The 12,271-nt window shown below is 48.5% G+C and carries 11 protein-coding genes; 9 read left to right on the top strand and 2 right to left on the bottom strand.

Translation table 11 applies throughout. The features are described 5' to 3' along the window. The first annotated feature begins 61 nt into the window (after positions 1-61). From rpmI to LPB140_RS02360, 6 genes are all read left to right on the top strand, one after another. Entirely contained in the window at positions 62-265 is a 204-nt protein-coding gene (rpmI, locus tag LPB140_RS02335; protein WP_072558501.1) for a 50S ribosomal protein L35, read from the top strand. A gap of 45 nt (positions 266-310) precedes the next feature. After that, positions 311-676 carry a 50S ribosomal protein L20 gene (rplT, locus tag LPB140_RS02340; RefSeq protein WP_072558502.1) on the top strand — a complete coding sequence of 122 codons (366 nt, stop codon included), beginning with the start codon at positions 311-313 and terminating at the stop codon, positions 674-676. A 150-nt stretch (positions 677-826) separates the two neighbouring features. Further along, entirely contained in the window at positions 827-1,942 is a 1,116-nt protein-coding gene (pheS, locus tag LPB140_RS02345; protein WP_072558503.1) for a phenylalanine--tRNA ligase subunit alpha, read from the top strand. Further along, complete coding sequence (pheT, locus tag LPB140_RS02350) at positions 1,939-4,323, top strand: phenylalanine--tRNA ligase subunit beta (protein ID WP_072558504.1); 2,385 nt, start codon at positions 1,939-1,941, stop codon at positions 4,321-4,323. Before pheS ends, pheT begins: the two co-directional genes overlap by 4 nt. A gap of 1 nt (position 4,324) precedes the next feature. After that, positions 4,325-5,194: an aldose 1-epimerase family protein gene (locus LPB140_RS02355; protein ID WP_072558505.1), complete on the top strand. Its 870-nt coding sequence runs from the start codon at positions 4,325-4,327 to the stop codon at positions 5,192-5,194. Positions 5,195-5,212: 18 nt separating this feature from the next. Then, on the top strand, positions 5,213-6,778 hold the full coding sequence (locus LPB140_RS02360; protein WP_072560170.1) for a peptide chain release factor 3: 1,566 nt from the start codon (positions 5,213-5,215) through the stop codon (positions 6,776-6,778). A gap of 129 nt (positions 6,779-6,907) precedes the next feature. On the opposite strand, the gene LPB140_RS02365 is transcribed toward LPB140_RS02360, so the two are convergent. Further along, positions 6,908-7,882: a hypothetical protein gene (locus tag LPB140_RS02365; RefSeq protein WP_072558506.1), complete on the bottom strand. Its 975-nt coding sequence runs from the start codon at positions 7,880-7,882 to the stop codon at positions 6,908-6,910. Between the two features lie 166 nt (positions 7,883-8,048). On the opposite strand from LPB140_RS02365, the gene LPB140_RS02370 reads away from it, so the two are divergent. From LPB140_RS02370 to LPB140_RS02380, 3 genes are read left to right on the top strand one after another with little or no spacing between them, the layout of a single operon-like run. Beyond that, positions 8,049-9,638 (top strand): peptide ABC transporter substrate-binding protein, encoded by a 1,590-nt coding sequence (locus LPB140_RS02370; protein WP_083549845.1) that lies wholly within the window; start codon positions 8,049-8,051, stop codon positions 9,636-9,638. After that, the gene (locus LPB140_RS02375) at positions 9,611-11,080 is read left to right on the top strand and encodes an ABC transporter substrate-binding protein (protein ID WP_072558507.1); all 1,470 of its coding nucleotides are present in this window, start codon (positions 9,611-9,613) and stop codon (positions 11,078-11,080) included. Before LPB140_RS02370 ends, LPB140_RS02375 begins: the two co-directional genes overlap by 28 nt. Before the next feature lie 40 nt (positions 11,081-11,120). Further along, positions 11,121-11,540, top strand: coding sequence for a DUF4112 domain-containing protein (locus tag LPB140_RS02380; protein ID WP_072560174.1), 420 nt, complete (start codon positions 11,121-11,123; stop codon positions 11,538-11,540). Positions 11,541-11,563: 23 nt separating this feature from the next. Here the strand turns inward: LPB140_RS02380 and LPB140_RS02385 are convergent, their stop codons facing one another. Continuing rightward, positions 11,564-12,253 carry a ribonuclease T2 gene (locus LPB140_RS02385; RefSeq protein ID WP_072560176.1) on the bottom strand — a complete coding sequence of 230 codons (690 nt, stop codon included), beginning with the start codon at positions 12,251-12,253 and terminating at the stop codon, positions 11,564-11,566. Positions 12,254-12,271 lie beyond the last annotated feature (18 nt).

Consider the following 12,271-nt stretch of genomic DNA (forward strand, 5'->3'; position numbering starts at 1 on the left):
GGGCTGGCCGATAGGGCTGCCATGCTTGTCTGACATGGAACCTAAGTAAAAGGAGACCGAAATGCCCAAGTTGAAAACCAAAAGTGGTGTGAAGAAACGCTTCAAAATCACCGCTACCGGTAAAATTAAGCACGGCGTAGCCGGCAAACGTCACCGTTTGATGAGCCATAATGGCAAATATATCCGTCAAAATCGCGGTACCAGCGTCATTTCTGATGCAGATACAAAAACAATCAAAAAATGGGCGCCTTACGGTTTGGGTTGATAACCCCGTTAAAGCAACATTTTTAAGCATTTAAAGGAATAGATTATGGCACGCGTCAAACGGGGTGTTACCACCCGCGCAAAACATAAAAGAATTTTGGAACAGGCCAAAGGTTATTATGGCCGCCGCAAAAATACCATCCGTATCGCCCGTCAAGCGGTTGAGAAGGCTGGTCAATATGCATATCGTGACCGTAAGGTTAAAAAACGCAGCTTCCGCGCAATTTGGATTCAGCGTATTAACGCGGCCGTTCGTGCAGAGGGTTTGACCTATGGTCGTTTCATGCATGGCGTGAAATTGGCAAATATTGAGCTGGATCGTAAAGTATTGGCTGACCTTGCCATGAACGAAGCAGCAATATTTAGCGGCATTATCAAACAGGCTCAGGCCGCTTTGGATAAAGCTGCTTAATTTGCGAATGTGGGCATTGCTCGCGCGTTGATTAACAGATATTTAAATAAGGGCGTGGGCGACTTTGGTCACTCGCGCCCTTTTTCTTGTTGATTTTGATATATATCGCGGGAATGACAAAATTTTAATTTTTCGAAATGGCAAATCCTTATGAGTGATGTTGAAAATATTATGGATCAAGCGCTAGCGGCGATATTAGCTGCGGCCGATTTAGATAAGTTGGAACAATTGCGGCTTGATTATTTGGGTAAGCAGGGCAGCATTTCATCATTATTAAAAACATTGGGCAAAATGTCGCCAGAGGAACGCCAAGTAGAAGGGCCGAAAATTAACGGCGCACGCGAGGCTGTGGCCAATGCCATATCGGATAAAAAAGCGGCGCTTGAAACCGCCCTATTAAATGCGCGATTGGCCAATGAAAAATTGGACATGACATTGCCCGCGCCCATTGCAGCAAAGGGCAGCATCCATCCGGTTAGCCAGGTGATGGATGAATTGGCCGAAATTTTTGCCGATATGGGCTTTGCCGTTGCCGAAGGGCCAGAGATTGAGGATGATTGGCGCAATTTTACCGCGCTGAACATTCCCGAAACCCACCCTGCGCGCGCCATGCATGATACATTTTATTTTCCCGAAAAGGACGCGCAGGGCCGCGATATGTTGCTGCGCACGCACACATCGCCCGTGCAAATTCGCACCATGCAATCGGTGGTTGCAGCGGGGGGAGAGCCGCCCATTCATATCATTGCGCCGGGCCGTGTTTACCGCAGCGATAGCGACGCGACCCATACGCCCATGTTCCATCAAATTGAGGGGTTGGTGATTGATAAGGGCATAAATTTGGGCCATTTGAAATGGACATTGGAAACATTTTTACGGGCATTTTTTGAACGTGATGATGTGGTATTGCGCCTGCGTCCATCCTATTTCCCCTTTACTGAACCTGGTGTAGAGGTGGATGTTGGCTATACCAATATAAAGGGAAAGCGCGTCATTGGTGGCAGCGGCGATGATGCCGATGGCGGCTGGATGGAGGTTTTGGGCAGCGGCATGGTGCATGCCCGTGTGCTTGAAAATTGTGGGCTGGACCCAGAAATTTACCAAGGATTTGCATTTGGCACGGGCGTCGACCGCCTTGCCATGTTGAAATATGGGATGGATGATTTGCGGGCATTTTTTGACGGCGATGGCCGCTGGCTTGGCCATTATGGTTTTGACGCATTGGATGTCCCGACATTAAGCGGCGGTGTAGGAGTATCGGCATGAAATTTTCATTAAGCTGGTTGAAATATTATTTACAAAGCGATGCCGATGCCAATCAAATTGCTGCGGCCCTGAATAATATTGGTTTAGAGGTTGAGGGGGTTGAAAATCCCGCCGATAAATTATCCGATTTTCGGGTGGGCAAGGTGTTGTCCGCTGCCCCCCATCCACAGGCAGATAAATTACAAATTTTAAGCGTGGATGCGGGCGATGGCCCAAAGCAAGTCGTCTGCGGCGCACCCAATGCACGCGCGGGGATGCTGGGCGTATTTGGTCCGGCGGGTGCAACCGTGCCCAGCAATGGCATGATGTTGAAAGTTGCCGAAATTAGGGGCGTTGAATCCAATGGCATGATGTGTTCCATTGCCGAATTGGAATTGGGCGATGACCATGATGGTATTATCGAACTGCCCGATGATGCGCCTGTGGGCGATCGCTATGCCGATTATGCCAAATTGGACGACCCCATTTTTGATGTCTCCATAACCCCAAATCGTCAAGATTGCATGGGCGTGATGGGCATTGCCCGCGATTTGGCGGCGGCGGGATATGGCGAATTTAAACCTGTCATAGTTCCTGAAATATCAGGCGATTATCCATGCCCGATTGAGATAGAGATTGCGGATAAAGATGGCTGCCCTGCATTTTATGGGCGGGTGATACGCGGCGTTAAAAATGGCCCATCGCCCAAATGGTTGCAGGATAGATTAAAGGCGGCGGGACAGCGCCCCATTTCTGCATTGGTTGATATTACCAATTATTTAATGTTCGCCTGTGGCCGTCCGGCGCATATTTATGATTTGTCAAAATTGACGGGTAAAATCACCGCTCGCCGTGCGAATGAAGGCGAAGAGGTCCTTGCCCTTAATGAAAAAACATATAAGTTAAATTCATCCATGACGGTGATTGCCGATGATGCGGGCGTGCATGATATTGCCGGCATTATGGGCGGCGAACATAGCGGATGCAGCGACGAAACCACCGATATTTTATTGGAAATCGCCTATTTCACGCCGGAAAATATTGCCAAAACGGGACAGGCATTAACCCTGACCAGCGATGCCCGCACCCGTTTTGAACGCGGTGTTGACCCCGCATTTTTAGATGATGGCATGATGCTGTTGACCGATTTGGTGCTGCAAATTTGCGGCGGAGAGGCAAGCGAGATTGTCCGTGCGGGCACGCCGCCAGTAAAGCCGCGCCAGATAGATTTTGACACCGGCCTTACCCTTATATTGGGCGGGGTGAATGTGACATCGGCCCAGCAAAAGGAAATTTTGCAAAAATTGGGCTTTGACATTGATGCAAAATGGAATGTCACCATTCCCAGCTGGCGCCGCGATATTGATGGCGCGGCCGATTTGGTGGAGGAAGTGGTGCGTATGGTCGGCCTTGATAAAGTGCCCTCCACCCCCTTGCCCCGCGCCGATGGCGTGGCGCGGCCCACCGCAACTCCTTTGCAAAAATTGGAACGCAAAATGCGGCGCAGCGCGGCATCGCGCGGGATGAATGAGGCGATAAATTGGTCATTCCTTCCAGAAAAAGAGGCAAATGCCTTTGGCGGCGGTGCGTGGACATTGGCCAATCCAATAAGCGAAGATATGAAGGTGATGCGCACCTCAATCTTGCCCGGATTATTATCTGCGGCCCGCCGCAATATGGACAGGGGGGCATTATCGGTTCGTTTATTTGAAATTGGGCGGCGATATTTCCGCGCGAAAGATGGATCGAGTGACGAACGTTTAACCTTGGGCATGGTGATGGCGGGCGATAAAAATGCACGCCATTGGGCCAGTGGTAAGGCGGGTAAATTTGATGCCTATGACGCAAAGGCAGAGGCGATGGCATTATTATCTGCCGCAGGGGTTGCCACCGATAATTTGATGATAATGGGGGATGCGGGGGCGCATTTCCACCCCGGTCAATCGGGCACATTGCGTATGGGCCCCAAAAATATCTTGGCCAGTTTCGGCACATTGCATCCCCTGACGGCCAAGGCTTTTGACCTTGACGGGCCGGTGGTTGCCGCAGAAATTTATTTAGATTCCATTCCCGCCAAAAAAGGCGTGGGTGCATTTATGCGTGCGCCCTATGCGCCTCCCGCATTGCAAGCGGTGAAGCGTGATTTTGCGTTTCTTTTCCCCAATGATGGACAGGCATATCAATTGGAACGCGCGATAAGGGGATGCGATAAGCAGCATGTCAAAGATGCGCGCATTTTTGATGCCTTTACCGGCAATGGCGTGCCCGAAGGACAGGTCAGCATTGCGATAGAAGTGACGTTGCAGCCACAGGATAAAAGCTTTACCGATGATGAGTTAAAATCATTATCGGATAAGATTATCGCGGCGGCGGCCAAAAATGGCGGTTTGTTAAGGACATAAGATGTTAAGCATTTCATCGGGTGAGTTAACCGCCCAAATTAACCCGATGGGTGCAGAGTTAAGCTCTATACAAACCCGAAATGGGGCAGAGTTGATGACCAATGCCGATCCCAAATTTTGGGCGGGGCGTGCGCCATTATTATTCCCCATTGTTGGCCGGCTGCATGATGATGTGGCGCGGATATATGGCGGGCAATATCATATGCCGCAACATGGGTTGGCGCGGCATCAACAATTTGATGTGGTCCATCATGGGGAAGATGAAATCACCCTGCAATTGCGGGAAAATGATAAAAGCCTTGCCCAATATCCCTTTGCCTTTGCATTGGACGCATATTTTAAGGTTGCCGGCGCAACTCTTTATCAAAAAATTACCGTCAAAAATATGGGCGATGGGGACATGCCATTTAGTTTTGGTTTCCACCCCGCCTTTGCATGGCCTTTGCCATTTGGCGCGGCAAAGGACGTGCATGAGATTATTTTTGAACATGATGAGCCAGCGCAGCTTTGCGTTATTTCGTCTGAGGCGACCATTGCCCATGAAATGAAGGATGGTCCGGTAAAGAAAGATCGCTTTACCCCCCATGATGATATGTTTGCCAATGATGCATTGGTGTGGCGTGAATTAAACAGCCGTTCGTTAATTTATGGCGATGCAGGCGGCGCACATTTGGCGATTGATTTTCCCGACACCCCATGGCTTGGCATTTGGACAAAACCAGGGGCTGCATATTTATGTATTGAACCATGGGCGGGCATGGCCGATCCACAAGGCTTTACAGGCGATTTTACCGAAAAACCGGGAATTATGATGTTGGCCAAAGGCGAAGAGCGCAGCTTTCGCATGGACGTCACCCTAAAGCTAGGATAAGCAGCGCAGATGACCAATATGAACGCACAAAATAGGCGCACCTTTGCCATTATTTCGCACCCCGATGCGGGTAAAACGACATTGACCGAAAAATTATTGCTTCAGGGTGGGGCAATCCATTTGGCGGGCGAGGTAAAGGCGCGGGGACAGGCAAGGCGCGCGCGGTCCGATTGGATGAAAATTGAACAACAGCGCGGCATTTCTGTGACCAGTTCGGTGATGACATTTGAACGGGGCGGCATTACTTTTAATCTGCTCGACACGCCGGGGCATGAGGATTTTTCCGAAGATACTTACCGCACGCTAACCGCCGTGGACAGCGCGATTATGGTGATTGACGCGGCAAAGGGTATTGAGCCGCAAACCCGCAAATTATTTGAGGTATGCCGCCTGCGCAATGTGCCGATTATCACCTTTGTGAACAAGGTGGACCGCGAGGGGCGCGACACATTTGAACTGTTGGACGAAGTGGCCGATATGTTGGCGCTGGATATTTGCCCGATGAGCTGGCCCGTGGGCATGGGCGGCGAGTTTGAGGGTATTTTTGATTTCGTTACGGGAAATTTAATGCAGCCCACCGGCGGGTCAAAGGCATTTGAGGGCAAAATAATTGCCACCGGCGGGATTGACGATGATATTTTGGCCGAAAACCTGTCTGAACGCGGGTTAAGCAAGCTTCGTGAAGAGGGCGGATTGGCCAAGGAAGCCTATCCTGATTTTGATCTTGCCGCCTATCAAAATGGGGATTTGACACCGGTATTTTTTGGTTCGGCGTTAAAAGAATTTGGCATTGTCGAGATGATTGATGCGATTGCGGCCCATGCGCCGCCGCCGCGACCACAGCCGATTGAGGGCGGGTTTATTGACCCAAGCGATAGCGAGGTTACAGGATTTATTTTCAAGGTTCAGGCGAATATGGACCCGAACCACCGCGACCGCATTGCCTTTATGCGGCTATGTTCTGGTACGTTCAAACGCGGGATGAAATTAACGCCTTCGGGCCATGGTAAACCAGTGGCCATTCATTCGCCCATTTTATTTTTCGCGCAGGACCGTGAAATTGCCGATACAGCGCAGCCCGGCGACATTATTGGTATTCCCAATCATGGCACATTGCGTGTTGGCGACACATTGAGTGAGAAAAATAATCGGCAATTTATTGGCCTGCCCAATTTTGCGCCCGAAATTTTGCGCCGTGTGGTGTTAAAAGATCCGACCAAAACAAAACAATTGCGTAAAGCGCTGGACGATTTATCCGAAGAAGGTGTGATTCAGGTTTTCTACCCCGAAATTGGCTCACAATGGGTCATTGGTGTGGTGGGCCAATTGCAATTGGAAGTGCTAATCTCTCGTTTAGAGGCAGAATATAAGGTGGAGGCGGTGCTTGAACCCGCGCCATTTGATACTGCCCGCTGGTTAAAGGGCGCAGAAGCGAAAATTGAAAATTTCGCCTCCCTAAACCGTGCAAATATGGCCAAAGACCGCGATGGTGATGCGGTGTTTTTGGCCCGTTCGTCATGGGATGTCGGCTATCAACAGGAAAAAAATCCCGATTTGATATTTGGCGCGACCAAAGAAAGATAATCGGGCAATTTTTTAAAATGTTTTTCTGATATAAAAATGGGGCCGGAAATTGGCCCCATATTTTTTGATATTCAGCAATTATTTATAATAATGCTATTTTTCATATTCACTTCATTTTCCATATTCGCTTCATTTTCCATACTCTCTGGCCGACTGGGCCAATCTTTGCCGCGATGTATTGCCCGGCACGGCAATATGGACCGCAGGATTATATGTTTTTCCAATGGCTGGGCTGTTCACTTCCACCCAAATTTCTACCTTTGTCTTGCTATATCCAAAGGGGTCATAGCGGATATAATAACCATCGGGATGCAGGCTCCATCTTGTCGCCGGTGTGTCTATGCTGCCTTCACCGCGCTCCACCGCGCCGGTCAAAACGGCGATACGTTCCAATTCTTCATAGGAAGATGAAGACGAAGATAGCATGGCCCGTAAATCGGCCTCCGCCCGCAGGACCTGCCGCGCAAAGGGGGGAAGCCCACCCGTTATTTTGGCAAAGGCAGGGTCGGTTAACATGCCAAGCGCATCGCGGTTAAGCGCGGCAATTTCCTGTGGCGTTAAAAGCTGTGATGCGACAAATTTAGTCCTTGTGCTTAAATTTTCAAATTTTGCCCGCGCGACAATCGCCCATAGCAAAGTTTGAATTTCCTTTTGCTCAATTTCTGGATGGGCTACGCTATTTTCCAAAATGGATTGCACGGCCCTTTGCGCTGTTCCTTTTAATGGGGCGTATAAATATCCATCGCCGCCGCCCGGCCCATGCGTTCCGGCATGCAGGCAATAGCTTTGCGCGTTAAAACTATAATAGCCAGCTGCCAAAATAAAGCCGCCTTTTTCATCGCGCGGCAATGAAGTAAGCGATTTTTGCGCAATATCTGGAACAAATCGGTCATATTCCGGCACGCCATATATTGCATCGGCAATATTGGTGGAAACAGGTTGTTTTTGTGGGATGATTTTTGCTACCTTTGGCGCGGCCACTTTTTTGGCGACATCCTTTAAAATGCCAAATTGCGCGGTTGCGCTGCTTGCCGTGATGGATGCGCCTATAATTAACGATATGGATAATATTACACCACGCAGGCCAGATTTGGTAAAGCCCATAAACTTAATCCCTTCATAAAGATGATGGCAAAAATAGCCAAAAGGATTGGTTTGTAAATAATTAAATTATATATATTTTTAAATAAATTATGTGCAATATATCTGTAAAAATATTGTCAAAATATATATTGCCACTTTGTTTATTTTTTATTTCATTTAGCATGGCATGATGCGGCACCATATTTCCATTTTCATCACCATAATTGCGGCATTTATGTTGATGTCTTGCAGCGCAAATGACGCGCCTGACAATCGAAAAATTTCCGATGACGCGCCTATCATTCGGTTAATGGATGCCGATGCACGCGGCCTTGATCCGCAAATAATGTCGGATTTATCCTCTGTTCGGGTGGCGATGGATCAATTTGAAGGATTGACCAGATATGATGAAAATGGACATGTTATATTGGGTCTTGCCAAAAAAATGCAGGTCAGCGCGGATGGATTGATTTGGCATTTTACATTAAGGGAGGGAGTGCAATTTTCCGATGGGCAAAAAATAATGGCGGCGCATTTTGCGCGCGGATTTGCCCGTATCATGGATGAAAAATCCGCATCCCCACATCGCGCATTATTTGGCATTATCAAATCGGTTGAACCGCAGGGTGCGGACCAAATTGTCATAAAATTGTATCAACCATTTCCTGCCTTACCCCAATTATTAGCGCATCCGGCCATGGCCGCTTTGCCATTTCATCGTATTGACGCAGTGGGGGATAAATGGACCCAAGATCGCCCCATGGTGGGCAGCGGGCCATATATCTTATCATCATGGCAGTTAAACCAAAAATTATCATTGGTGATAAATCCACAATATCATGGTTCGCGGCCAAAAAATAATGGCGTGGATTGGACGCCATCGGATAATAAACAAACCGCCATGCGGCGTATTTTGGCGCGGCAGGCCGATATTTCGGGCGATTATCCTGAAAGCAGGCAAGAATGGCTTCAGAAAAATTACCCGCAATTGGTGCGTATTTCGCCCTATATTGGCAGTTATTATTTCGTATTTAACCTACGTAAAACGCCATTTAATGACGCGCGAGTGCGCCGCGCATTGTCCATGGCGGTAAACCGGCAATGGATGAGCGAAAAAATGCTGGGCGGGAATGGGGCAAATATTTCCAATCAACCAGCCTATGGCGTGGTGCCGCCATCATTATATGACGGGGCGGCATATCGCCCCTATTGGGCGAATTGGCCGATGGAAATGCGTAGGACAGAGGCACGAAAATTATTGTCCGCCGCAGGATATGGGCCAAATAATCCGTTAAGTTTTGACATAAGATATAATAGTTCGTCAGAACATCGGCGCGCGGCGGTGGCCATGGCGACAATGTGGCGCGATATTGGGGTTGATGCAAAAAATTTGAACAGCGAGGCCAGCCTGCATTTTGATATGTTGCGGCGGGGTGACTTTGCCCTTGCCCGTTCAGGGTGGATAGCCGATTATGCCGCGCCGGAAAATTTTCTTGCCATTCATCAAACCACGTCGGGCAGCCAAAATTACACCGGATATAATAATCCCGCCTTTGTCAATGCATTGGAAATGGCTGTGGCAGAGGGAAATGAGAAGAAAAGAATGGCGGCAATGCAATATGCGGAAAAAATAATGATGGATGATAATATCGTCATTCCATTATATTTTTATATATCGCGCGCACTGGTTCAACCTTATATAAGAGGGTATGAGGATAATCCGGCCAATATTCACCCCAGCCAATTTATATGGCGAACAAAAGAGGCGATGAAGTGAAAATTACATCTTTTCTCTCGCTTTTGTTGACGCTCCTTTTTTTTGCGGGCTGTTCTCCTTCGGTTGATAATGAAAATCCCATGGTGGATATTATCAGCCAGGGCGGAGAGAATTTTAATGTTGGAAAGGCCGATTTGAATGTCGGATCGGCCCTGTTGCGCGCATCCACGGCGCAGGGTCTTGTCAATTTGGATAAACAAGGGCGGATTGTTCCCGGTCTTGCCTCCCGTTGGGTGGTCAGCGATGATGGGCTGAGTTTTATCTTCCGTCTTGACCATATTTGGTGGAAAAATGGCGTGCAGGTGGAGGCGGTTGATATTGCAAATGCGCTGCGCCAAAGATGGCGTGCCTTACCCCCCGGTCCATTGGCGGATGAGATGAAATATATCACCCAAATTAAACCGATGACGGGCCGTGTTATTGAAATAAGGTTGACCAGCCCGCGACCGGGATTTTTGGAGATATTGGCGCAGCCGGAACTTGGTCTGACTAATGGTCAATTTGGTTCTGGCCCGATGCAGGCCAAACAAAGCGGCAAAATCATGCAATTAAAATTGCGTGTCATAGATGCAAAGGGACAGCCATTACTGGATGAACGCACGACATCCATCCGGATGAGCAACGCGAAAACTGCCATTGCCAATTATCGAGAGGGTAATAGCGATTTGATTTTGAACGGGGATTTTAATGCCCTGCCCTTATTACAAGCGGCGGATATTTCATCGGCCGAAATTATTGCCGATCCGGTGGCGGGTTTATATGGATTATTGGTCAATCCACAGGGTGCTTTATTGGAAAGTAAAGAAGCGCGTATGGCCATTGCCATGGCGGTGGACCGCCCCCGTTTATTGACCGCATATAATATTTTAACATTGAAAGAAGCGGTCACTTTGGTCCCAGAGGCTATGCCTGGACGGGGAAAATTGGACAGGCCATCATGGACCAATGATAATATTGAAACAAGAAAGCAACAGGCGCGGGAAATAATTGCGGGTGTATCGGGCAATAAAAAAATCAGCCTATATGCGCCAAATGGTCCGGGCAATGACCATATTTTCAACATGTTGAAAGAGGATTTTGCGCAAATTGGTATCCAATTGACACGGGCCGATAAACCTATGTCGGGTGATTTAATTTTGGTTGATGAGGTTAGCTATCTTAGCAATTCATATTGGTATTTACGCATGCTTTCCTGTCGCTATGCCGCCATCTGTAGCAAAGAAGCCGACCAAATGGTGGATGAGGCAATGGCAAATGATGATTTGAATATACGCGCCGCGAAATTGACCGAGGCCGAGGCAATTTTACAGCAGCAATATGGCTTTATCCCCATATCACAGCCATTAAGATGGAATTTGGTAAGGCCGGGCCTTATCGGATTTGATGCTTCGCCAAGATATTGGCACCCCCTCTGGGCATTGGGCAATCGCGACCCTATATAGGGGGAAGCGGCGTATTTTGTGCCGCCAAGATAGGATGAAAATGGACCAGAATGAGAAATTTCGCCAATTTGCCGAGGCTATGCCCGCCATGGCCAATGACCCGCAAAGCGTGCGGCAAAGGGTGGAGGCAATGGAATTATTATTGGAGCGCAGTTTTCACATTCCGGGCACGAAAATTCCCGTGGGATTGGACAGCATCATCGGGTTAATACCAGTATTGGGCGACCTTATCACCGCCGCCATGGGCGCATATATGGTATGGGAGGCCCGCAATTTGGGCATGTCAAAATTTCAATTAACCCGCATGGCGGCAAATGTGGGCATTGATACGGTTTTGGGCGCAATTCCCTTTATTGGCGATGCGTTTGATTTATTATGGCGGTCAAATAGTAAAAATTTGCGCATCATCAAAAAACATTTGGATAAACATCACCCGCACACCAAAATCATTGATGCATAATCGGATAGGTCAGGGCAGGAAGTTTAGGGCAGGGTACGCCAAATTTTAACCCGTTCATTTGGCGCCGCGCCGCGCACAAAATTGGGGCATTTGGTGGGCATGAATTTTGTGTCCATGCATATACGCACTTCCTCCACCCATGATTTACGGTTGGTTTGAACCTTTACTGCATTGGCGGGCAAATCGTCATTTTCCATTTCAAACGCATCAGCAATTTTTAGCGCGTTAAGGTTTTTATCATGGGACAGGCGGGCCATATCGGGAAAATTTATTGCTCCATATAATGTGCGCGCGGCATCAAAATATGAATCGGCCTTTTGCGTCATACATGTGCCATGTTTGGCCCATTCATGTTGCAATAATTGAACATCGGGGGTCATACAGATGTTTTTACGCACGGTTTCGCGGCTGATGACGGGGGCTTTTTTGCACCATTGTGGATAATTTGGCCCTGATGCTTCGGGCCATAAACCATGCAGCACAAAGCCAAAATCACCCATGCTACCGGAACATTGCAGCGCCGATTTGGAGTCATTTTTCCGTGTTCGACAATATTCGGGTGACCAGCTTAACGCCAAAATATATCCTGATATGGGCGTGCGGCGTATGTCGGCGGGCTTTGCATATTCTGCCCTTGGACGCGGCAAAATATTGGGCGCGGTGCATTGCCATGCCTGTGCCTGAACCGCCGGCTCTAATGGCGATGCCAACATTATTGCCGCCAATATTAT

The organism is Sphingorhabdus lutea (assembly GCF_001889025.1).
Taxonomy (GTDB): domain Bacteria; phylum Pseudomonadota; class Alphaproteobacteria; order Sphingomonadales; family Sphingomonadaceae; genus Sphingorhabdus_B; species Sphingorhabdus_B lutea.

Excerpts from the sequence above, each read along its gene's own strand:
- pheS (WP_072558503.1), top strand. The coding sequence starts at position 827 with ATGAGTGATGTTGAAAATATTATGGATCAAGCGCTAGCGGCGATATTA.
- pheT (WP_072558504.1), top strand. The coding sequence starts at position 1,939 with ATGAAATTTTCATTAAGCTGGTTGAAATATTATTTACAAAGCGATGCC.
- LPB140_RS02370 (WP_083549845.1), top strand. The coding sequence starts at position 8,049 with ATGATGCGGCACCATATTTCCATTTTCATCACCATAATTGCGGCATTT.
- LPB140_RS02365 (WP_072558506.1), bottom strand. The coding sequence starts at position 7,882 with ATGGGCTTTACCAAATCTGGCCTGCGTGGTGTAATATTATCCATATCG.
- LPB140_RS02380 (WP_072560174.1), top strand. The coding sequence starts at position 11,121 with ATGGACCAGAATGAGAAATTTCGCCAATTTGCCGAGGCTATGCCCGCC.
- rplT (WP_072558502.1), top strand. The coding sequence starts at position 311 with ATGGCACGCGTCAAACGGGGTGTTACCACCCGCGCAAAACATAAAAGA.
- rpmI (WP_072558501.1), top strand. The coding sequence starts at position 62 with ATGCCCAAGTTGAAAACCAAAAGTGGTGTGAAGAAACGCTTCAAAATC.
- LPB140_RS02375 (WP_072558507.1), top strand. The coding sequence starts at position 9,611 with ATGGCGAACAAAAGAGGCGATGAAGTGAAAATTACATCTTTTCTCTCG.
- LPB140_RS02360 (WP_072560170.1), top strand. The coding sequence starts at position 5,213 with ATGAACGCACAAAATAGGCGCACCTTTGCCATTATTTCGCACCCCGAT.
- LPB140_RS02355 (WP_072558505.1), top strand. The coding sequence starts at position 4,325 with ATGTTAAGCATTTCATCGGGTGAGTTAACCGCCCAAATTAACCCGATG.
- LPB140_RS02385 (WP_072560176.1), bottom strand. The coding sequence starts at position 12,253 with ATGTTGGCATCGCCATTAGAGCCGGCGGTTCAGGCACAGGCATGGCAA.